The organism is Rhodococcus sp. DMU2021 (genome assembly GCF_019641445.1).
GTDB classification, from domain to species: Bacteria; Actinomycetota; Actinomycetes; order Mycobacteriales; family Mycobacteriaceae; genus Rhodococcus; species Rhodococcus pyridinivorans.
Map to the genome: position 1 here is coordinate 362,714 of NZ_JAIFKB010000002.1, position 20,283 is coordinate 382,996.

Consider the following 20,283-nt stretch of genomic DNA (forward strand, 5'->3'; position numbering starts at 1 on the left):
GTTGCTCGGTGAACGGCTCTGTTCAGAGGAAAACTACGAGCAGCACGACGATCACGACGACCACCGCGACGGCTGCGATCACCGCACCCGCCGAACGCCGGCGCTGCACCGGCCCGTCGCGGACGAGTTCGGGATCGGCGTCGGGCGCGTCCCCGATCGGGTCGTTGTTCTCGGGACCGGAGTTGGTGGGATGCGACATCGGTCTCCTCCTGGCTGTCTGTGTCGAAGTCTGACACGGACGAGCCGGTCGTGTTCGGTTTCAGGCTGTTCGGGTGGGGTACTCCGTCAGAGCAACGTTCGATGACACAGGAGGACCCCATGGCCGACTTCGTCGATAAGGCAAAGCACAAGGCAGAAGAAGCGGGCGGCAAGATCAAGGAGAACACCGGTCAGGCGACCGGCGATCGTGATCTCGAAGCCGAGGGTCGCGGCGACCAGGCCTCCAGCGGTCTGAAGCAGGCAGGCGACAAGGTCTCGGACGCCGTCGAGAACGTCAAGGACGCTTTCAAGAAGTAGCCCTTGAACTGCGCGGTGCCGGTAGTTGCGACTACTGGCACCGCGCTGTGTCGGTGCGTGCAGCACCCCGCTCTCACGGGGTGCTGCCGGGACTACTTCGAGGAGGTGCCTTCGGTGTCGTCGAAGAAGTGCCAGGTACCGTCCTGCTCGTTCTGCGCCTCCATACGCCAGCCGAGTTCGCTGTTGTCGGCGCGCTGGTCGACGAACCAGGCGTGCGCGTCGTCCGCGCTCTCGATTTCCTTGGTATCCACGACGTTCCCGGTCGGGTCGATCACTCTGTAGGTAGCCATGCCGAGTGTCTTCCCACGCGACTCGCCGGTCAAACGTCGCGCGAACCTTCTGGTGTAGGGTGGAGACATCGTTCGGCTCGCACATGATGAGCAACCTCGCACCACAGTGCCCGAAGGTTCCGAACCGGACGTGAGAGTTCCCCGCCGCGTGTACCGCGGCCCCTCTTCTTCGCACTGCCCCACGGCCGGGTCTACCCGGCCGCACCCGAAAGGACGGCCATGAGCCAGAACAAAGAATTCGACGGACCCCTCTTCCTCGCGCCCACCACTCCGGAGACCGACGCCGAGACCGAACCCGTCACCGCTGTCGCCGAAGTGGGCGGTCCCCACGACTACACCTCGATCTTCTCCGCGCGCGGCGCCTGATCCCGCCTCATCCGACTGTGAAGCTACCGACTCGGTCGGCTGCGAAGTCGGCGAGCGTCTGCGATACCTGCTCGGGCCGCCCGTCGTTCTGATCAGCGGCCGCAGTGAGTACATCGATGTGCTTGTATCCGGGCAGCACCCACCTGCGTTCGTTCGGATGATCCCTCTCCGGCAACGGGATCCCGCCGCTCGCCACCAGCGTCACCACAGGATTGCGCGCGACACCGTCGCGGTGGAGATGCCCTTCGAAGCGGGTCGCCGATGCGAGGTCGAACCGAAGCCTCGACGGGAAGTACCACTCGGTGAAATCCAGTGGTGGCTCCGACAGATTCCGCGCCAGCTCCGCGATCGACGTCACCTCGCTCCCCCGATCGGTGTACCGCGCCTCGTCGGGTGACGACGCCCCAGTGCCCACCTCGTCGTAGTCGAGCCACCGGTAGACGACTCCCGGATCCGCGAACACCGCCGGCGACGCCTTGAGCGCATCGCCGAAGAATCCCGACCCGAGCACCTCCGGCGTGGCGGGAACAGGAAACAGCTTGTCGCGCACGGGCGCCCCGGTAATGAATCCGACGCTCACCTGCAGGAACCCCAGCGGTTGCGAATTGTCGTCGAGGATCGCGCCGAGCACCGCCTCGTTGGTCGCGTTCAACGTCCGCACATCCGGGTCGCCCGTCGCGAACATCGCGTAGTCCCCCGACAACAGAGTGCGCAACGTCCAGTCGATGTTCGGGTTGTCGGGCATGCGCGGGACAATGCCGTCGGTGCTGTCCGGGTCCAGTCGCGCGGCGAGTCCGGTGAGTGCGAGCAGATTCGTCGTCTCGGGATTGATGACCGTGGGAAGTGCCAGCACCGGCGATGCCGTCGAGATGGAGCCGAAGAACGCATCGACTGGCGCCGAGACCGCTTCGGGCAGATCCGGGAGGGCACTCTGCCCGGGGGAGGGCGCTCCCGCCTCGATCACCGTATCGAGCGCAAAGTACCCGCCGCACTGGTTGTAACCGGCGTCGCCCGTGGTGGCGGGATCTCCGTCGAAGTCCCATTCCGCGAAGTAGCCGGTGATGAAACCACCGAGAGAATGTCCGCCGCACAACACTTTCCGTTTCCGCAGTTCCGGGTCGGAGAGTTCGTGACGCAGCAGGTCGTACTGGTCGCGCAGCGTCTGCTCGATGCCGACATGCGAGAGCCACGCGACGTCGGCGCCGCTCGCGTGGCCGGCGAATCGTCGCCCGTCCACTTCGGCACCGCGGAAGTAGTAGTCGGTCGCGGTGTCGAGCGAACCCGTCCGCAGTGCCGCCCGGGTACCGGTGTGGTCCTCGAGGCAGTTCGATCGCCGGTCGAGTGCCCAGAACTCGACGTGGGCACCACGGGCCGCGGCCGCGACGACGGTGTTGCGCGCGACGCTCTCGAACGCGCCCGCTCCCTCGAAGATCCCGGGCTGGGCGACGAGGATCCGGTCGGCGTCGGCCGAACTCTCCGGTCCGTCGGCCGACCGCCACCGCAGATACGACAACCGGTCGCACGCGGCGGGTCGCGGTCCCGCTTCCGCCGGCAGCGGCACGGGTATCGACACCACGGACCCGAGCACCTCGCCGGCCAGCGGCGCCGACGAGTCATACGGCATTTCGGTGCGTCCGCTCGTCTCCGCCGACACCACCGATGCCGTCAGGACACTTCCCATCACCGCCGCAGCCATCGCGGCGCCCATCATTGCGCGCATCCCATCCCCCGATCGGTTCGTGCGTATTGAACACCGTTGCGGGAGTCGGGTCTACGGAAACAACAGAAGAACGGACCCGTCGGAGTTCACCGACGGCCCTTCATCGTCCGCGCAAGGGAGAGACATGCGCAGAGCGACGGTCCCTGCCGTTCGGGGGAGGTGGCAGGGACCATCACTCGAAGAGTCGGGATCTTCGATCCTTCCGTTGCGGGTGAAATGTGAGGGTGACATCCTGACCTGGGCATTTCCGTAACTTCGGGTCACATCTTCCGTTCTGCTCCCGTCCCGGCGGCCCCAGGAGGGCATGGTGCTAGGGTCGCCCGTGACACGGGGTGCTCCGCACGAGCGGGGCTGAGATCACACCCGTCGAACCTGACCAGGTAATGCTGACGAAGGGATGTCCCGACATGACCACGCCTGTACCCACATCGATCCGTCCCCTGCCCGCGCAGTGAAGGCGCGGCGGACTCTCGCCGGACTGCTCACCCTCGTCGCCGCACTCTCCGCGGTCGTCGGGTGCTCGTCCGATTCCGGGAGCGACACCATCCGATTCGCGTTGGACTGGACGCCCAACACCAATCACACCGGCCTGTACGTGGCGCAGCAGGAAGGTCTGTTCGCCGATGCGGGTCTCGACGTCGAGATCCTGCCGTACAACAACGCGACCCCCGACACCCTCGTCGACGCGGGTAGCGCCGAGTTCGGAATCTCCACGCACGCCACATCGACCATCGCCAGAGCCGCCGGGTCCCGGACCGTCGCGGTCCTCGCACCGCTGCAGCACTGGGCGACGGGGATCGCCGTGCGGGCCGACAACGCCGAGATCACGCGGCCGGCGGATCTCGACGGCAAGACCTTCGCGGGCTTCGCCAACCCTGGTGAGGACGAGATGCTCGCCGAAGTGATCCGCAACGACGGTGGTCGCGGTGAGTTCGAGAACGTGACGCTCGGGACGTCGTCGTACGAGGCCGTCTACTCGTCGACCGCCGACTTCACCGTGTCGTACCTGGCGTGGGAGGGTCTCGAGGCCGAGCACCGCGGCCTGCCCATGCGGTACTTCGGCTTCACCGACTACGGCTTCCCCGACGCGTACGCGATCGTCGTCGACGGCAACGAGGACTGGATGACGGAGAACCCGGAGCAGGCACGCGCTTTCGTGCAGGCGCTGCACCAGGGTTACCGGATCGCCGCCGACGACCCCGATCGTGGAGCCCGGGCTCTGCTCGAGGCGAACCCCGGGGCCTTCCCCGACGAGGAACTCGTCTACGAGAGCCAGCGCATGCTCGCCGCCGAGTACATGCGTGACGCCTCCGGCGCCGTCGGAGTCCTCGACGCCGGGAAATGGTCGGGCTATGCCCGGTTCCTGTACGAGAACGGCGTGCTGTCCGGACCCGACGGCAGCCCGTTGACGACCGAGCCGGACTGGTCGACCTATGTCACCGATGACTACCTCGAAGACCGATAGCATCGGCCGCGCACGTCGGCTCCTTCCCGCGCTGCTCATCGCCGGGGCTCTGGTCGCGATCTGGCAGTCGTACGTCGTGGTGAGCGGTGTCCGCCCGCAGGTGTTGCCCTCCCCCGCACGCGTTCTCACGCAGGGGTGGTCTCATCGCGTCGACATCGCCGGGCACGCCTGGTCCACTCTGCAGGTCACGATGGTCGGGTTCGCCGTGTCGCTGGCACTGGCGTGGGCCCTCGCGATCGTCGTAGACTTCTCGCCTTGGTTGCGGCGGGCCCTCGTGCCGTTGTTCGTGGTGTCGCAGACCCTGCCGATCATCGCGATCGCGCCGTTGATGATCATCTGGTTCGGTTTCGGACTGCTACCGAAGATCCTCGTCATCGCGCTGGTGACGTTCTTCCCCGTCGCGATCGGGCTGCTCGAAGGGTTCGCGGCGGCCGACCGGGAGGCGGGCGCGTTGCTACGCAGTATGGGCGCGTCGCGGTGGCAGCAGTTCCGTTACGTGCGCCTGCCATCCGCGCTCCCCCGCTTCTTCACCGCCCTGCGGATCGGCATCACCTACGCCGTCGTGGGTGCGGTGTTCGCCGAATACGTCGGCGCGACATCCGGTCTGGGCATCTACATGAGCACGCAGAAGAACTCGTTCCGCACCGATCTCGTGCTCGCTGCCGTAGTGGTGACCGCTGCTCTGTCACTCCTGCTGTACGCGCTGACGTTCGTCGTCGAACGGATGGTCGCGCCGTGGGCGCTCACGAGGGGTGAGAGATGAATGCGGTGACGGTGGCCTCGGTCCACAAGTCGTACGGCGACCGGGCGGTGATCGACGGCATCGACTGTGCTGTGGAGCCCGGCGAGTTCGTGTCCCTCATCGGGCCGAGTGGGTGCGGCAAGTCGACGCTGTTCTCGATCGTCGCGGGACTCGAGCAACCCGACACCGGAGAGGTTCTCGTCGGCGACTCCCCCGCGGCACCCGCGCAGGTCGCGCTGATGCCGCAGAAGGACCTGCTGTTCCCGTGGCGGACGGTGCTCGACAACTGCACACTCGGGCTCGAGGTGCAGGGTGTACAGCGATCCGACGCTCGTGCCCGCGCCCGCGAACTGCTGCCGACCTTCGGCCTGGCCGGCTTCGAGGACGCTGCCCCGCACCAACTGTCGGGCGGTATGCGTCAACGCGCGTCGCTCGCACGCACGGTGCTGCAGGGGCGCGACGTGCTCCTGCTCGACGAGCCGTTCGGCGCACTCGATTCGCTGACCCGCACCGAGATGCAACTGTGGTTGCAGCAGGTGTGGCAGCAGCATCGGTGGACGGTGCTGATGGTGACGCACGACGTCCGCGAGGCGGTGTTGCTGTCCGATCGGGTCGTCGTCCTCGGTCCGCGACCGACGCGGGTGCAGCACGAGGTGCGTGTGCACCTGCCCCGACCTCGAACCCTGGAGACGTGCGTGTCGAGCGAGTTCGTGGCGCTCGAACACGAGCTCATGGAGGTCCTGCACCGGTCACGACACGAGGAGCAGCAGAGGTTGCCCTCGGGATAGTCGCCGGCCGAACTGTTCGCCACCAGTGCATCCGCTACAAGATTCGCTATCCGCTACGGCAAATTGCTGTAGCGGATAGCGAGAGCGGTAGCGGATGCATCGGGGACGACCCCGGACCTGTGCCCCCAGTGGGACTCGAACCCACACTGTGCGGATTTTAAGTCCATTCGATACCCATAGTGCGGCATAGTGTGATGCCGCCACCTGGCCTTATTCGCCGCGTGGCACAGGTTGGACCTTGCTCATGTGGCGTGAGTTGTGACAACTCTGTGACAACTTCACCCCGCACGGTTCGCTACTATGTTCGAGCGCGGGCGGTGGGGACCGAGGTCCCGGGAAGCACCGCCCGCGCCCTTCCCCACGAACGACGAAATGGCCCCGCCTTCCGAAGAGGGCGGGGCCATTTTCATGCCTGGAGAAAGCGGGGCCTTTGGATTGCGTTAGGGGGCGGATTCCAGCCCGTCCGTCTCCCATTGGTCCGGGGTGATCTGTTGGGGCATGGACCCGACCATCGCCATCCACCACTCGACGGTCTTGCCGCGGATCGCAATCTGTTCCTCGGGCGGAAGGTTGTGGATGCAGTCGCGGTGGTGGAGATGCTTTCCGCCCTGCGCGGCCCGCTTGTGCAATGCCGACATCATCAATTGCTGAACGTCTACGGACATGAGCATGCTCGCTTTCTGGTCATGTAACTGCCATCGCGGGCTAGACGCGGGGCGGCCAGTTCCAGGTGCCGTTGTCGTCGCCCTGATGGCGCGAGGTTGCCCAGTAGGTATCGGTTCCGTCGAGCAACACCTTGGCGTTGACGAGATCGTCGTTCCACACGCGGATGACGACGGCCGGGTACGTGTCGCCGGCGCGCGCTTCGTTTCCGTAGTGGGCGACGTATCCGGTGTCGGTGTAGTCGTCGGTCTTGCGATGCTGATCGAAGTCGGCGCGGCGCTTGTTGATCGCCTGGGCGTCATCCTCGGTCAGGGTGTAGAGGACGATACGTCCGATGGAGGGCTTCATGATGTTCCTCTCAATGGGGATGAATGTGGTCATGTAACGGGAATCGCGGGATGCGTTACGGGGCGGGTTCAGGCAGCCCGCCAGCGGCCACTCACCCAGAATCCGTGCGTATCGCAGGTATGGCACCAGATGGACGGGCTGAGGGTGTCGGCTGCTGGATCGTAGTTCCATCCCCCGGGTCCGACGGGGAGCGCACCGTCAACAACAGCTCCGTTGCACTCATGCCTCCAGAGGACGGCACGGCCCTCGCGTTCGGGGTCCGGCTCGATGCGAGGCTCAGTGAGCATGACTCCTCCAAGCGGTCATGTAACGGGAATCGCGGGATGCGTTACGGGCGGGTCAAGATGCCGAACTATGGTCGGCGGGTGAAGATGTTCGGATGAGCGAAAGCATGAAAGACATACTCTGGGGACTCGCCGGCGGAGCCATCAGCACCTTCTATCTGTTCATCCTTTGGGGAATCGGAGCCCTCTGATATGTCGGCACCATTCGTCCGGAAACTCGTCCGCGCTCAGCAGCTTCCCATCCTGGGTCGGATCGCCACCGCCAGCTCGTAAAGTGGCGGACCGGCCACGCCCCCGAAGCCGCTACCAGCTGATATGCGTGTGGATGGTGTCAACTTCGCCGAGCGTGGCGCGGAGCTGCTTCCGCGCCCGCTCCGCGTTCCACGCATCCTGTAACACCCCCTGCTGATTGAGAGCATTGGTCACGCGCAGCTTCTGACTCTCTCCGAGCACTTCGATGGTCGGAACGCCGGCGAAATGCGCTGCCATGAAACCGTGATAACGCATCGTCAGCACGTGCTCGCACCGAGCCAGAGCATTCAGAACTACACCAGGGTTCTCGGGTGTGAAGTCGACGACATTGACATCCACACCCGGACTCTTCACCTTCAGTGCCGTGACGATCCTGTCAACGTAGTTGAGGTCTGTGCGATGGAACGGTGTTACCAGCACTCGGTTGTATCCGGTGAGGCGATCCGCTGCCTGCGCCCAGTCGACGTCCTGTCGCTGATGGTCTGCCTCGGTCGGGTTCGACATATTCGGCCATGCGCGTCGCGCAAACGGAATGAATGCGGCTGTTCCTTCGTCTACCGATGCGGGAGGCCGGACAGAATCGAGGTAGATCACGGCAGGGTCGATAGCCTGCTGCGCGTCCACGCCGAACCGTTTGCACGCTTCCACACTGTCGGCATCTCGAACCGACACCATTCTCGCCGCCCGCAGAGCATTCCGCAGGAGACGTTCTGTCCCGCGCAACGCATACGGCTCACGCTCAATTCCTACGCCGTGAACTGCCATCGGGACGCCCCGGTTGTAGGCGTACACGGCGCGAGCTGCATACCCCGCTGCGAGGGTTTGTGAGGCAACGGCATCCACTCGATCTTCGAACAATCCTCCGCCGCCGAGTATGAGCGCGTGCACCCTCGTTGCCACGTCTTCGAACTCGTCGAGTCCGTGATCACGGTCAGGGAGTGCATACACTTCGATGCCGTTGGACAAGAACGCCCGCATGTCCGAGTCGCGGCCGATGATGACCGGCGTAAATCCGGCGGCACGTGTTTCGTTCGCCATGCCTAGCCCGATGAAGTAGTCCCCGTAGCTGGTGTTTCCATAGCCGGCGAGGATTCCGACACGTTTGCCGTTGAGATGTACGTCTGGTTGGCCCGATGCTCGCGCCCATCGGGCCAACCGTTCCAGACGTGCACGCTCCCGAACTTCGATCGCAGCGGCTTTAATCACGAACCCTCCCCTGATTCATTCTCATCTCGAGGGAGAGTAAACCAGTTCGTACCGCCCCGGTCCGGTCAGGCGAGAGTGAGAACGTACCGATCGGCGAGCCAGCGCATCACCGCACCGGACTCCTCTGCGGTAAGCGGACGATTGAACACCGCCACGTATGCGACGTTCATATCGCCGTACGGAGTGCTGCCCGACCCGGACGACCCCACCCGGAGGCCGGTCATAGCACTACCGGCCTCGGCTGTTCCCGAGTTGGCGCTCGTGCGGTCCTTGTAGACCTTCGCGTTCGTGCCGTCCTGAGTGACGATCACTGCGGTGGGAGTGCCGGTAGCCAGCGCCGGAGATGCGACCGCAAACCCCGAGCCGTTACCTTTCGCCCGCCACATGACTTCCTTTGCGGCCGTTCCCGAGATCAGCGGCTCAAGGGCGTTGACCTGTCCGGCGAAGTAGTTTTGCACTGCACCGACCGCGTTCGGGGTGAATGCCGCCACGATCGTCAGTGAGCCGTTCGGCACCGCAGTTCCCCACGCGCCTGTCGTGAGTCGCTGCGAGGAGGCTGCCGAGAGTGTCACGGCATTGTGTCCACCGAATATACCTTCGCCGATCTGCGGGGTACCGCCCGAGACTGGAGTCAGCGCTGCCGTCTCACTGCCAGCCGTAGGTGCCCATGAAGTCAGGGTGCCCGCCGTGAGAGTGTCCGCGTCGAATGCTGCCACCAGACCCGACATCGTGGCCGGGTTGAGCTTCGCATCGGGCGCGAGGTTGCCGATCACGTTCTCGGCAGTAACCGCATTCTCGGTACCCTGATCCGTGACGGCCGCCCCAAGCGCCTCGACAGTGCCCCTGATACCAGAGCTGGAAGCGGACAGGGTGACACCGCCGGTGAACACGTCGCCGGAGAACTTCATGTCCGACGCATGAATCGTCTGCGCCTGGTCGAACTCGCTGTCGCGGAACCGGACGCGCTTGACCGCACACGTAGCGCGAGGAACGGTCACAACCGACCGGCGGAACCTGTTCTTCTGATCGAAGAACACGTCAATAATCGTGGTCTTGGCCGGGTTCGTCGGATCATGCAGCAGAACATCACCGTCGAAATCGTTCCCCGAGAAGGTGAGGCGTTCCCATTTCGCCGAGGTCACCTCGTCGCGAGCCTGGAACTGCACTGCTCGCCGTAAGGTGTGCGCCTGCGTGTTGGCGAACCGGTTCCCCCGAACCACCACGTTCCGGGTCGCCGGGTTCGAGCCTGCCGACGGTTCGGTGCGGAAGAACAATGCTGGCGCGTTCGCGCTGTTCGCCGCGCCGGGCAAGCATTCGACGTCGTTGTCGATGACCCAGATGCCGGACGATCCTTGCGTGATGTTGATGCCCGTGCCCCGATAGCGGACGTAGTTGCGGTCTACCCAGATGTTCTGGCAGTAGAAGATGGGCTGCGGCCCGTCGTACACGTCGATGCCGTGGTTTCCGGTGATCCACCCGCCGACGACGTGACCGAACTCGATCATCTTGTTCGAGGTCGTGCGGATCGTGTTGTTCAGCGCCCGCCAGTTGCGGTGAAAATAGGTGGGGTCGGTGTGCGCGGCCGACTTTGTGGGGCCGATCGGCATCGCCGTGTCGACGATGGTGCAGTGTTCGACCGTCACATCATCTGAATGCAGTAGCGGATCGGCGTCGTGACGGCACGCGAACCCCATCACCGAAGCCCCGCCGATCGCCGCATTGTTGCCGGTCAGCTTCAGATTGCGGATGGTCAACGGTCGGGATGTGGCGACACCGTTGGTGCCGATCCTGATGGGGTAGAACCTGCTCGCCTGCGCCGCCGCTGTGGTCGCCGGGTCGAGGAACAGGTGCGATTCGTCCCCGACGCCCTCGAACACGCCGCCCCAGATCGCAGCGCCGTACGTCTGGCCTGCGCCGTCCGTACCGTCCGGGGTTCGTGCAATCCTGTACTGCCCCGGCGGGACGAACACCGACCCGGCGTCGGCATCGCGAATCATGTCGAACGCCGTCTGCAATGCCGCGTTGACAGGGGTAGCGCCCGTGGGGTCGGCATTGATACGCGGATCGAGCAGTGACAGTCGTTCGTTCATGACCTGCACCGGGGCATAAGTGGCATTCAGGTCTGTTCGTACCGCAGCTGGCAACCGTGATCCGGCGGGCTGTGCGTCGTCCAGAGAAATAAGCTTCTTGGCCATCGCGGCCTCCAATCAGATCAGGTACAAGCCGGGGTTACTGGGGTCCTCGGTGAGGCCGGCGGATGACGGTGAGTACAGGCCAGAACCAGGCGGATCCTCGACCAACGCACCTCCACTGCCACCGCCGGCCTCGGCCAGACGATGCGCCTCAGCGATCCCCTCCTCGATATGATTGAGCGCATCCGCCTTGATCGGCGTCAAAAGGCTCGGGCGATCCCGCCACTGCTCATGAAACTTGCTGTAAGCCATCACGTCCCCTTCACTCAAGCGTCCGACCGGAAATCGTGTCGACCGCGAAGCCATACGACGTCGAATAGAACGACTTGACGTTCGCCACCTCGAACCCCCACCGGACGAAAGTCGAATCCACCGGGAACGCATTGCTCGAATCCGTCCACACCAAAATCTCCACACCATCCCTCAACAACATGTACTTGTTGCCCTGGGCGCGGAACACGAACGTGTTCCCGACCGAGAATGCCAAACCAGTTCGGTTCGCAACCTGCGTCGCAGTACCGTTCTGGTAAGTGTTGATGTACGCCGCCGAACCGGTGACGCCACCGACCACATAGGTGCGCTGCGCGGTACCAGTACCACGCACAAGCGCCCCAACCCCTCGATCCGAATCCAACGTTCCCACTGGCGCCGCGATCGTGAACTGCACTTCCTGATCGAGACCCGGCAACGACAACGCATTGAGTGCAGAGTGCACATTCGTTGTGTTGTTACTGCCACCGGATCCTGCCTGCGCCTTGTTCCCCGCAATGACAGGGGCCATCGAGAACGACTGCCATCCCGACCCCAGCACGCCATCGGCACGGTTGAACGTGTCCGAACTGCCCGTGATCGTCGTCCACGCCTGAACTTCGACCGGAAGACTCACCACCGGAATGAAACTCGGGAAGCTCGACAACCCGACCTCGACCGGCAACGACACATCGACAGTCATCGCCACCGACCCTCCGATCGCGTCCGCCACATAGTCGACCCGCATATTCAACGGCACCGCCACATCGGCACGCATCTCGGGGAACGATCGCACCGACAACGACACCACCAGCGGGATCTCCACATCCACCTGCGGACGCCACGGCACCCGAGCAGGCACCGATCCTCGGGGCGCGACACTGACCGTCACTTGCGGACGCCGCGCAACCGACACCGGAACGATCCCCGGCGGCGGCCACGTCAGCTCCCACGTACCCGGAAAGGTCAGCAGCCCCGGAAACGTCAACGTTCCGGGATACGTCATCAGGACCCCTGCGGGACCTGGAAGATCGGCGAAATCTTCAAAATGCCCTGGCCGGGGAACGTGATCCCGGCGATCGCCTGCGCCCACAAGAACGTGCCACCTGATGCGGCTGTCCAGCACGCGATGTGCGTGTACGTTCCGGCAGGAACATCGAACGCCACCTCGGTACCGACCACGCTGCCATCCGACGCGCCACCCGTCCAGGTGGTCTGCTTCCGGGCATACGTCGGCGACCCACCGGTGGCTTCGCTACCCCCGGTCGTACCGGGATCATTGGTGTGCAGGCTGATGTAGGAACCTTGGGCGGTCGCAGCCAGAGCGACAGCCTCACGGAACGCATTGGTCATTGTGGGCATGTGTTTCTCCTACTGCTCTCGCTTGACCGAACCACGGAACCAGCAGAAGTCCTGCAGTTCCGCATCCGCCGACATCGGCGGATAGTGCACCAGCAACCGCCACGACGCACGATCCGGAATCGGATTGGTGTCTACGACCTGCACCCAGAACGACACATCATCCTCAGACACGTTCTCGGCAGGCCAGGTCGCCAACACTTCCGAATCCGACCTGTTGTTACGGGTGATGACAATCTCCGCGGTCGTCCCCGGCGGAAACTCCGGATCCGACTGATGCCTGCGGTAGATATGAACGAAATCGGCGTCGCGAGTGAGTATCAGATTCTCGCGCACCGGTGAATAACCGGCCATCTATCCTCCTCCGAGGATGCCTTTGCGTGCCTTTCCAGCCCGCTCCATTTCCATAACCCGCGCCTGCTCTTCCGGAGTGGCTGCGGCGAGATACTCGTTGACTTCGCTGACCGTGTGCTGCGACGGATCGAACAATTCCGCGGTGTCCTCAACGGACTCAACGATCTGGTATCCCCCGGCGAGCTGTAACGCCAAACGATGATTCGGTTCGTCCGTCGTGTATGTGCCCGGCTGGGGGCGTACCTCACGACCATAAACAGCACCGCCCGCAGTTGCCAGAACGACGGTCATCTGTCCAGCTTGGCCGTAAATCCGAGGCCGGTGATACACCACCACATGATCAGTTCCCTGAATGGGTGGATCAATCCGATACAAGGTCGCGGGCCCGGCGAATCCCGCCAATCCATCCGCAACAATTCTTGCTGTGGGCAACACAGACTCCTTACACCAAGGTGGTGAACTGCAAAGGGGTAGACAGTTCGGATGCGTTGTCCCCGAGGTCGACCGCCTGCACCTGAACGGTGTACGTCGTCGCCGGCGTCAATCCCACGAAGTCGTGGAATTGTCCGGTCACCACCGCATATCGGGTGCCGTCGAGAAGCAGCACATAGTTTTTCACCATCACATCGTCGACCGCGGGATCCCAGGAAATCCGCACCGACGAAGCAGTCAAATTCGAAACCGTCAGGTTCACAGGAGTGGACGGTGGGATCCCGAACTCATCGGACACATACACGGTGACGAACACGGCACCTCCGGCGCCGTTACCGCCGTTTCCGACACCACCGCCGCCGGCACCGCCGCCACCACCGGGAGCGGAAGGCCAGCCACCATGACCTCCGTGCCCACCGACGTAGAAGATGCCCGACACGTACGTTCCGCCGCCACCACCGGCGCTGCCGGGACCTACCTGTCCGACGTTGACACTGAACCCGTGTCCGCCTTGCGACGTTCCGGCTGTAGTCCCACCGCCGGAACCGCCGGACGCGAACGGTCCATCACTTCCGGCCGATCCCCGCGAACCATTGAGACCGCCCGTGCCGCCACGAAGCTTGTAGGTGCGATTCCCTTCCCCGTAGTTGTCGGTCGTCGCACCATACGAAGTGACGAACGTTCCGAACGAGGATTCGGCAGCCTCATCCGGGGAATTACCCGAGGTCCCCGCCCCGATGGTGACCGCTACCTGGTTCGGCAGATCAGCAAGGGCGGTACCTGTGAATTCTTTGCGGCTCCAACCGCCACCGAAGCCGCCGGCGCCGCCGGCACCAGATGTTCCTCGTTGCCCTCCGGTAGCCCCGGAGAACACGTCGACGACCACTTTGTATGCGGCGGGGTGCTTGTCCCACACATCAGACTCGGAGTAGGTGTACAGGAATGCGCGTTCCGTGCCGAGAATGATCTCGTCGATGCGATTGTCGAGACGCACGATCTCGCCGTTGACGAGCTTCGCCGAGATGAACTCGGCGTGAAGGTTCCCTTGCGCGTTTTGCCAGGGCGGGAGGTTCTTGCCACGGATGAGTGACTTGACTGAGGATTCGTTGTACCCCTGCGGAGTCGAGACTGTGCCGAGCTCCCAAGAATCGTCGGGAGCAGGTCCCACGGGATAAGTCACTGTGACACCTCTTGGTCAGGTTCCTCGTGCTGGAATTCCCACAGCACGATCAGTCGGTGCAGCAACGCCAGCAGAAGAACAACGACAGTCACGGCCCGCACTTCGTTGCGCCAGGCATAATCACCGAACCACCACACCGAAATCAGCTGCAGACCGATCAACCCGAGCGCAACCGCCGTGTACATCAGCGTCTTACCGGCCTCTGTGGTACGCCACGGAGAACGGAACCCGTACAACGCGACGAACAGCCACGCCAAGATTGTCATCGTCGTCAGCAGAATGCGGGCTTCCTCCTGCGGATCGAACACCGCAACCACCACACCGCAGGCGACCGCGGCCACCGCCAGAATGATCCGTCTCATCCGTGCCGCCTCCTCATCGCCGCCGCGGCAGACGCACCAAACCCGTTCACCCGCAACGCCGCCTCCGCACGCTCCGCCAAATGCTCCACATACTCCCGGCGCCCCCGCGCCTCCTCCAGTCGCTGCTCCACCTCGATGCGTTCCGCACGCGCCCGCTTCACCGCTGTCGATTCCGGTTTCTGCTTCTTTCTCCACCACGTCACGGCCCCTCCCCTGCACCCAACTTTTTCAGGGCGTCGGCGATGTGCACCGACAGCTCGATCTTGGGGATGAGCGTGGAGATCTGCTGAGACTGTTCCACTGTCAAATCCTCGAGTTTCTCGATGCGCTTGTTCTTCTCGTCGATCTGCAGGTTCTTCTCTGCGAGCGCGGAGCGGTACAGCCACCGCGGCACCAGGCCGCCGCCAAGAATGAGCAGAACGGCGAGAGACAACAGTCCGGTGAGTCCGAGGTCGGCGACGGCGATGCCCGCCACGGATTCCATGTGCTACCTCCCGAGCGGAGGGACAACGAATGGGTCAGCCGGGGGCAGCGGATCAGGTTGGATTTCGGGTTCACGAACATGAGCCTGGACACGAGGAGACGACGGAAGCCGCGCCGCGATCTCCTGATTCACGCGAGCCTCGATCATCGACCACAGAGGGCCGAGCTTCTCCACACTCTGACGGACCTTCGTCACCGGATCCGCAGGAGAGTTCGGGACGAGGTACACCAGGAGCGCGCCGGCGGTCACCGCGATCACGGTGAGTACCGAGGCGACGTTCTGCGGCAGCACATCACCGAGCGACGACAACAGTTGCGGGATGATCGCCGCGACCGCACTGAGGACGGCGACAGCGAACTTGCGGGCTTCAGCGAACGTCATCGTTCTTCCCCTTCTCGAGAGCTTCCAGGCGCTCAGCGATAGCGACCTGATTGAGGAGGACCTGAGCGATCGCATCCGTGACCGTGCGGAAACCGAGCTGCTCCCACCCGGGGTACTCGCCGGCGTCGCGGCCGCCGGTGAGCTGCTGCCGCACATCCTTCGTGTCGGAACCGATCGGCCCACAGAACTCGACGATGAAGTCCTTGATTTCCTGTACCTCTTGAGCGCTCATCGGCGCATCACCTGCCTTCGGAAGAAGCGCCGCGCCCAACTCGAGGCAACGCTTGTAACGCAACTGGCGGTCGGCAAGGCCATTCGTGCCGCCGTTGATTGCACGAGTGACACCCACCAGATCGCGGGCGTCAGCCATCGTGTTGATGTTCGGGCGGGCCACCACCCAGTACCAGGTCGCGGCGAGGAACCCCCACTTCGGATCCTCACGCACTAACTGGGGACGGTCCTCGAAGTACCGCGGGGAATCCACCCATCCTTGGGCGTGGCACCATTCGGAGAACTTCCGGAAGTTGTGACGGCCCGTGAGCTGAATCGGGCCACTGCCCTTGAACCTCGGACCATCGCCGGGCTGCGTGTTCCCGAGGTCCGCGCGCCCGTTGTAGGCGGCCCCGGAGGCGATCTCCTCCATGTACCGCAGGCCGGCGCTTTCGTGCCCGATCTGGGCGCACCACATCGCAGCGCGCTCAACCGTCGTGCACTGCGCCGCGATCATCGCGTTCACGAACCCCGGCAACAGTTCCCGGTAGCGTTCGATGGGGACACTGCCCCCCATCGCCTGAGACAGCACCTCAGCCGTCAGGCCGCTCGCAGGTACCGGCGCGGGCCTCGGAGGATCCTCACCCGGATACAGAGCTCCGTCGAGCCACGGCACCGGATCCAGCTTCCTACTCGGGTTGTACTCGTACGGCATCACCGACAGATGCAGATGCGGAGCCACACCACCATTGGTGCGCGAATCGGGGTTGATCCGGCCGATCCTCTGCCCGGCCTCGACGCGCTGCCCGACTTGAACCTCGCGGATGATGTGCCCGTACTCGGACACACCGCCGCCGTCCTCAGTCGGATGGTCGATGACAATCCATCCCGCGGGATCGGGGCCGCCGTAGCCGGATGCGGCGCCAGCGTAGATGACAGTGCCGCCCTTCACTGCGTGCACGGGGAGGTTCGCGGATCCGCCTTCCCACCCGAAGTCTGTTCCGGCGTGGAATCCGCCGGCGCGTTGCCCGAAGGGGGACGTAATCATGAAGCCCCGTTTGAGGGGCCAGTACTTGATGCTCATAGGTTTCGTCCTTCCCTGAGCCACTGCAGAACGACCTGGCGGATCGACTCGACGAACGACCGCTGAATCCCCTCGGCCGCGTCGATCCCCAACACTCCGCATGCACCGATCACCAAAGACGCTGACACCCCCAAGTGCTCAGCGATCTCGTCTGCCAGCAACACGTCCGGGTGGCTCATCGTCCCGGCCACTTCCGCAGAATCTGCTCCCGATGCTTGCCTGCCATCTCCGCAGAAATCACGCGTCGGATCTCCGACTCACGGGCCTGCGATTGGCACGCCATCAGGTACCCATTGACCGTCGACGGAGTGTGTTCCGATGGATCGAACAGCGGACCGAGATTCTCCTTCGCCGTCGCCACCTTCGGCTCCTCGGTGGGGATCACACCGTGATACCGCAACTGCTCGGCGATGATCTCCTGCTCGTGACGCGTGTACTCACCGACGTCCGGAATGACGACGGGGTCCGGGTCTGGCTCGTCGATCCCCACCCAACCGGTCGCACCGTTCAGCGTGTGGTCGGGCCCGCGCTTGGGTGTGAGCAGCTTGATCTTCGGATTCGGCAATTGATCGACGTGAATAAATCCGTTCGCGTCGGCCAGTGCCCGCAGGTGTTCCGCGTCCACCATCGCCTGGTCATCGAGCCGCTGCGACCACTCCTCCAACAGTTCGTCCTGTGGAGTGAACGTCTGGCCTGCCAAGAAGGGGAAAGCAACGAACACCCACTGGTACTTCTTCTTCGGGTCGGACTGATCGCAACTGTCGCGGGTGGGGACATGTTGGCCCACTAGATGACTCCTAGATCTTGCATAGCGGCGATTGCGTCCTGGATCATCTGCAGTGCCTTTACTGCGGGATCCTCTGGTTCACGTTCGCCGATGGTGATTTTCCAGGTCGGAGACTCGGTGCGGCTCCACGTCAGCACCAGTTCGGATACGCGCTCGACGTACAACTTGCCGGGCGGCATGCCCAGGACGTTGAACGCCACCCGATCGCCGAGGAAGAAGTGGCCCTTGCCTCGCTGCCCGATTCGCCACGGCGCGCCGTCAGCGACGTTGAGGACCGCACGGACCCGTTCCCTCGAGGCGTACTGCGCTGCGCGTTGTGCAACGAGGTAGGCGAGGGTGTAGGCACGGTCTGCGCCTGGGGCGAACGACTCGTGGTATCTCGAGCCGCCGAGTCTTCTGGCGCGTTGCTGATTTCCGATCTTTCCGAATGCCAGCAGGACGTCGGTGTAGAGGGGGCGGAGGATGGCGTCGGCCACGCCGCCCAGGGGTGGGACTCCAATGATGGCGGCGATGAGGTCGCCGGCCAGTTGGATACCTGCTGAGATGGCCTCGTTCACTCCCGGCATCGAATGACCGCCGGCGACAAACCCGACCGCGGTCGCAGGGTTCCACTCCCATTCCGACGATTGGATGCCGGTGTTCTCGCCTTCGAGGAACACCACGCCCGGCATGGACGGGACGCTGCCCTTGAATCCGGGGGTTTGGTACTCGACCGGAACGTTCGGGTTCGGTACCTGATCGCGGTTCTCGGTGATGCCGTCGGAGCCGATGTTGATGGCTTCGAACAGCAGACCACCGAAGGTGGATCCTCCGAACGATGTTCCGGTGTTCCATCCGGACTTGTCGATCAGGTCCCAGACCAGACACCCGTTGCGGAGGTTGGCGCCTTCCCAGGGCGGTTCGTCGCCGAGGACCGGCAGGTATCGGCGCGGTTCCCAGGTCAGTTGCGCGTCGGCGGTGATGCGTTTACCGAGGTCGTGCATCGTCTTGAATCGCGAGTTGACGATGGCGCCGATCGAGTTGTCCGGCGTGAGATCGGGTTTGACGACCTGCCACCAGGTTGATTGATCGAAGTTGTTCCACTTCGTCGGATCGAGGGGGTTGTCGGGGATCGCCCACAAGCTCGATTCGAGACGCATCAAGTTGACCAGCAGTGTGGTCTTCAGGCACCAGCGGGCCCGGCCGAACAGTACCCACGACTTCGGGAACTGCACCTCTGGGGGAAGGAAAGGGTTCGCGTACCCGAGGATGTACTTGAGTTCTTCTCGGTCGTGCTTGAACGAGATCCGACAGATTCGTTCGCCGTTCTCAGACTTGAGGACCTTGACCGAGTAGCAGCGTCCGCTCCAACGGGCGCCGTCCTTGTTGGCGACCAGGTGGATGTTGGTTGTCGGCCTTGAGTCGACATCGATGCACCACTTCGACAGGTAGTAGTCCACCGGCAGGTCGATGGTGGCGATCCCCGAGTCCTCTTCGAGGAACTGGAAGCTCGCGGAGATCTCGTTCTTGATTTCTCCGCGAAGGTTCCAGTCCCCGTCGAACAGGTACATTTCGGCCGGCGCGAGCCGACGACGCTCTTCCTGCTTCAGGCGAGCGGTGATGTCGTTGAATACCGCGTCGAAGTCGATTGTTTCGACAGGTGCCGTCACAACTCACCTCCTTGTCAATGCAAGCCCCACGGCCGTGACCACGGTCGGGGCATCCGAACTTGAACGCCGACACCCGCAGGCGCGCCGGTCACCGCAACCGGCAGGTCCGTCGGCGGCGTGTAGGGCGGGATCGGATAGTGGAATCGCAAACCCTGCATTCGCAGGTACACCTGCGTATCTAGGCTGGATTCGACCTGTGTCGTTGAGTCGTCGGTGTCGACCCGCAGATGTTCACCGGGCAGGAGAGGTGGAAGATCGATGGTGCGTGCGGCGTGCTGGACCGCCATCTCTTTGCGGTCACTGCCGAAGGAGAAGTCCGGCAGTGTGTACACGGCACCGGGATATGCCTGGACTGTGTACTTGAGCCAGATCTCCTGATCTGTAGGGTTCGAGACCCGTAGGGTTCCCGTCGAGATACTGCCGTCCGTGGTGTCAATGGGATTTATCCACTTCTTCGGCTCGTCCTCCTCGTACCAGAACGGGTCGCCGGCGACGGTCGCCATCGTGGCCTTGACTCGGAGTTCCCCGTGCGGGTCGTACTCCATGTCGACCTTCGGTTCCTCGAACAGGCTGACCGACAGCCACCGTCGAGAGCTATCCGTCTCGACCCACAGTTTCGACTCTTGGTCGTAGTCCCACGCCTTGCGCCATTCGCTGTCGAGTTCTTCCCACTCGTCACCGGTGACCCCAGACACGTACACGCTGAAGATCGGGAAGCGGTCCTCGATGCGTTTGCCGCCGTAACTCGACCCCTTCTGGAAGGCGTGTTTGTTGCGGATGGTGCTGACCGGGGCGTCGTAGAAGTCCTGCACTTCGGAGGCCAACTCGACGCCCCGGTCACCTTGGCCCGGCCCGGAGATGGTGAACCAGTCGCCGCGGAAGGTTTCTACTTCCACGGTCGCTTCGGTCCGCTTACGCGC

26 protein-coding genes and 1 riboswitch are annotated in these 20,283 nt (G+C 63.7%); of the genes, 5 read left to right on the forward strand and 21 right to left on the reverse strand.

What is annotated here, in order from left to right; translation table 11 throughout:
• Nucleotides 1–22 precede the first annotated feature (22 nt).
• Entirely contained in the window at nucleotides 23–199 is a 177-nt protein-coding gene (locus K3M35_RS04940) for a hypothetical protein (RefSeq protein ID WP_162836410.1), read from the reverse strand.
• Nucleotides 200–318: 119 nt separating this feature from the next.
• Here K3M35_RS04940 and K3M35_RS04945 point away from each other — a divergent pair, with 119 nt between their 5' ends.
• On the forward strand, nucleotides 319–516 hold the full coding sequence (locus K3M35_RS04945; RefSeq protein ID WP_019288742.1) for a CsbD family protein: 198 nt from the start codon (nucleotides 319–321) through the stop codon (nucleotides 514–516).
• A gap of 92 nt (nucleotides 517–608) precedes the next feature.
• Here K3M35_RS04945 and K3M35_RS04950 read toward each other — a convergent pair whose 3' ends face one another.
• Nucleotides 609–806 (reverse strand): hypothetical protein, encoded by a 198-nt coding sequence (locus K3M35_RS04950; protein ID WP_006553868.1) that lies wholly within the window; start codon nucleotides 804–806, stop codon nucleotides 609–611.
• Between the two features lie 219 nt (nucleotides 807–1,025).
• Here K3M35_RS04950 and K3M35_RS04955 point away from each other — a divergent pair, with 219 nt between their 5' ends.
• Nucleotides 1,026–1,172 carry a hypothetical protein gene (locus K3M35_RS04955; protein ID WP_162836409.1) on the forward strand — a complete coding sequence of 49 codons (147 nt, stop codon included), beginning with the start codon at nucleotides 1,026–1,028 and terminating at the stop codon, nucleotides 1,170–1,172.
• A 7-nt stretch (nucleotides 1,173–1,179) separates the two neighbouring features.
• Here the strand turns inward: K3M35_RS04955 and K3M35_RS04960 are convergent, their stop codons facing one another.
• Nucleotides 1,180–2,892, reverse strand: coding sequence for a hypothetical protein (locus tag K3M35_RS04960; protein WP_259443598.1), 1,713 nt, complete (start codon nucleotides 2,890–2,892; stop codon nucleotides 1,180–1,182).
• A gap of 318 nt (nucleotides 2,893–3,210) precedes the next feature.
• Nucleotides 3,211–3,307, forward strand: a riboswitch (TPP riboswitch).
• On the opposite strand from K3M35_RS04960, the gene K3M35_RS04965 reads away from it, so the two are divergent.
• The 3 genes from K3M35_RS04965 to K3M35_RS04975 all read left to right on the forward strand — a co-directional run bounded on the left by K3M35_RS04965 (nucleotide 3,290) and on the right by K3M35_RS04975 (nucleotide 5,887).
• On the forward strand, nucleotides 3,290–4,357 hold the full coding sequence (locus K3M35_RS04965; RefSeq protein ID WP_259443599.1) for an ABC transporter substrate-binding protein: 1,068 nt from the start codon (nucleotides 3,290–3,292) through the stop codon (nucleotides 4,355–4,357). Its footprint overlaps the riboswitch before it by 18 nt.
• The gene (locus tag K3M35_RS04970) at nucleotides 4,335–5,120 is read left to right on the forward strand and encodes an ABC transporter permease (RefSeq protein ID WP_019288745.1); all 786 of its coding nucleotides are present in this window, start codon (nucleotides 4,335–4,337) and stop codon (nucleotides 5,118–5,120) included. The genes K3M35_RS04965 and K3M35_RS04970 overlap by 23 nt, the downstream gene beginning before the upstream one ends.
• Nucleotides 5,117–5,887 (forward strand): ABC transporter ATP-binding protein, encoded by a 771-nt coding sequence (locus K3M35_RS04975; RefSeq protein ID WP_064060088.1) that lies wholly within the window; start codon nucleotides 5,117–5,119, stop codon nucleotides 5,885–5,887. Before K3M35_RS04970 ends, K3M35_RS04975 begins: the two co-directional genes overlap by 4 nt.
• Nucleotides 5,888–6,327: 440 nt before the next feature.
• Here the strand turns inward: K3M35_RS04975 and K3M35_RS04980 are convergent, their stop codons facing one another.
• The 18 genes from K3M35_RS04980 to K3M35_RS05070 all read right to left on the reverse strand — a co-directional run bounded on the left by K3M35_RS04980 (nucleotide 6,328) and on the right by K3M35_RS05070 (nucleotide 20,259).
• Complete coding sequence (locus tag K3M35_RS04980; protein WP_259443600.1) at nucleotides 6,328–6,552, reverse strand: hypothetical protein; 225 nt, start codon at nucleotides 6,550–6,552, stop codon at nucleotides 6,328–6,330.
• Between the two features lie 40 nt (nucleotides 6,553–6,592).
• Nucleotides 6,593–6,898: a hypothetical protein gene (locus K3M35_RS04985; RefSeq protein WP_220666054.1), complete on the reverse strand. Its 306-nt coding sequence runs from the start codon at nucleotides 6,896–6,898 to the stop codon at nucleotides 6,593–6,595.
• A 587-nt stretch (nucleotides 6,899–7,485) separates the two neighbouring features.
• A complete protein-coding gene (locus K3M35_RS04995) occupies nucleotides 7,486–8,640 on the reverse strand; it encodes a polysaccharide pyruvyl transferase family protein (RefSeq protein ID WP_220666056.1) in 1,155 nt (384 codons plus the stop codon).
• 65 nt (nucleotides 8,641–8,705) lie between these two features.
• Nucleotides 8,706–10,847 (reverse strand): glycosyl hydrolase family 28-related protein, encoded by a 2,142-nt coding sequence (locus tag K3M35_RS05000; RefSeq protein WP_220666057.1) that lies wholly within the window; start codon nucleotides 10,845–10,847, stop codon nucleotides 8,706–8,708.
• Nucleotides 10,848–11,084 (reverse strand): hypothetical protein, encoded by a 237-nt coding sequence (locus K3M35_RS05005; RefSeq protein WP_220666058.1) that lies wholly within the window; start codon nucleotides 11,082–11,084, stop codon nucleotides 10,848–10,850.
• A 10-nt stretch (nucleotides 11,085–11,094) separates the two neighbouring features.
• The gene (locus K3M35_RS05010) at nucleotides 11,095–12,087 is read right to left on the reverse strand and encodes a hypothetical protein (RefSeq protein ID WP_220666059.1); all 993 of its coding nucleotides are present in this window, start codon (nucleotides 12,085–12,087) and stop codon (nucleotides 11,095–11,097) included.
• A complete protein-coding gene (locus K3M35_RS05015; protein WP_220666060.1) occupies nucleotides 12,087–12,443 on the reverse strand; it encodes a hypothetical protein in 357 nt (118 codons plus the stop codon). Before K3M35_RS05015 ends, K3M35_RS05010 begins: the two co-directional genes overlap by 1 nt.
• 9 nt (nucleotides 12,444–12,452) lie before the next feature.
• A complete protein-coding gene (locus K3M35_RS05020; protein ID WP_220666061.1) occupies nucleotides 12,453–12,794 on the reverse strand; it encodes a hypothetical protein in 342 nt (113 codons plus the stop codon).
• Entirely contained in the window at nucleotides 12,795–13,085 is a 291-nt protein-coding gene (locus K3M35_RS05025; protein WP_220666062.1) for a hypothetical protein, read from the reverse strand.
• 151 nt (nucleotides 13,086–13,236) lie between these two features.
• Nucleotides 13,237–14,406: a fibronectin type III domain-containing protein gene (locus tag K3M35_RS26605; RefSeq protein WP_220666063.1), complete on the reverse strand. Its 1,170-nt coding sequence runs from the start codon at nucleotides 14,404–14,406 to the stop codon at nucleotides 13,237–13,239.
• Nucleotides 14,403–14,768, reverse strand: a complete 366-nt coding sequence (locus tag K3M35_RS05035) for a hypothetical protein (RefSeq protein WP_259443601.1) — start codon at nucleotides 14,766–14,768, stop codon at nucleotides 14,403–14,405. The genes K3M35_RS26605 and K3M35_RS05035 overlap by 4 nt, the downstream gene beginning before the upstream one ends.
• Before the next feature lie 199 nt (nucleotides 14,769–14,967).
• The gene (locus K3M35_RS05040; protein ID WP_220666064.1) at nucleotides 14,968–15,252 is read right to left on the reverse strand and encodes a hypothetical protein; all 285 of its coding nucleotides are present in this window, start codon (nucleotides 15,250–15,252) and stop codon (nucleotides 14,968–14,970) included.
• Nucleotides 15,253–15,255: 3 nt separating this feature from the next.
• Nucleotides 15,256–15,633, reverse strand: coding sequence for a hypothetical protein (locus K3M35_RS05045; RefSeq protein WP_220666065.1), 378 nt, complete (start codon nucleotides 15,631–15,633; stop codon nucleotides 15,256–15,258).
• Complete coding sequence (locus K3M35_RS26045) at nucleotides 15,620–16,927, reverse strand: M23 family metallopeptidase (protein WP_259443602.1); 1,308 nt, start codon at nucleotides 16,925–16,927, stop codon at nucleotides 15,620–15,622. Before K3M35_RS26045 ends, K3M35_RS05045 begins: the two co-directional genes overlap by 14 nt.
• On the reverse strand, nucleotides 16,924–17,118 hold the full coding sequence (locus K3M35_RS05055) for a hypothetical protein (RefSeq protein ID WP_220666066.1): 195 nt from the start codon (nucleotides 17,116–17,118) through the stop codon (nucleotides 16,924–16,926). The genes K3M35_RS26045 and K3M35_RS05055 overlap by 4 nt, the downstream gene beginning before the upstream one ends.
• The gene (locus tag K3M35_RS05060) at nucleotides 17,103–17,714 is read right to left on the reverse strand and encodes a DUF2744 domain-containing protein (protein ID WP_220666067.1); all 612 of its coding nucleotides are present in this window, start codon (nucleotides 17,712–17,714) and stop codon (nucleotides 17,103–17,105) included. The genes K3M35_RS05055 and K3M35_RS05060 overlap by 16 nt, the downstream gene beginning before the upstream one ends.
• Nucleotides 17,714–19,363 (reverse strand): phage tail protein, encoded by a 1,650-nt coding sequence (locus K3M35_RS05065; RefSeq protein ID WP_220666068.1) that lies wholly within the window; start codon nucleotides 19,361–19,363, stop codon nucleotides 17,714–17,716. The genes K3M35_RS05060 and K3M35_RS05065 overlap by 1 nt, the downstream gene beginning before the upstream one ends.
• Before the next feature lie 14 nt (nucleotides 19,364–19,377).
• A complete protein-coding gene (locus K3M35_RS05070) occupies nucleotides 19,378–20,259 on the reverse strand; it encodes a phage tail protein (protein WP_308257055.1) in 882 nt (293 codons plus the stop codon).
• Between the last annotated feature and the right edge of the window lie 24 nt (nucleotides 20,260–20,283).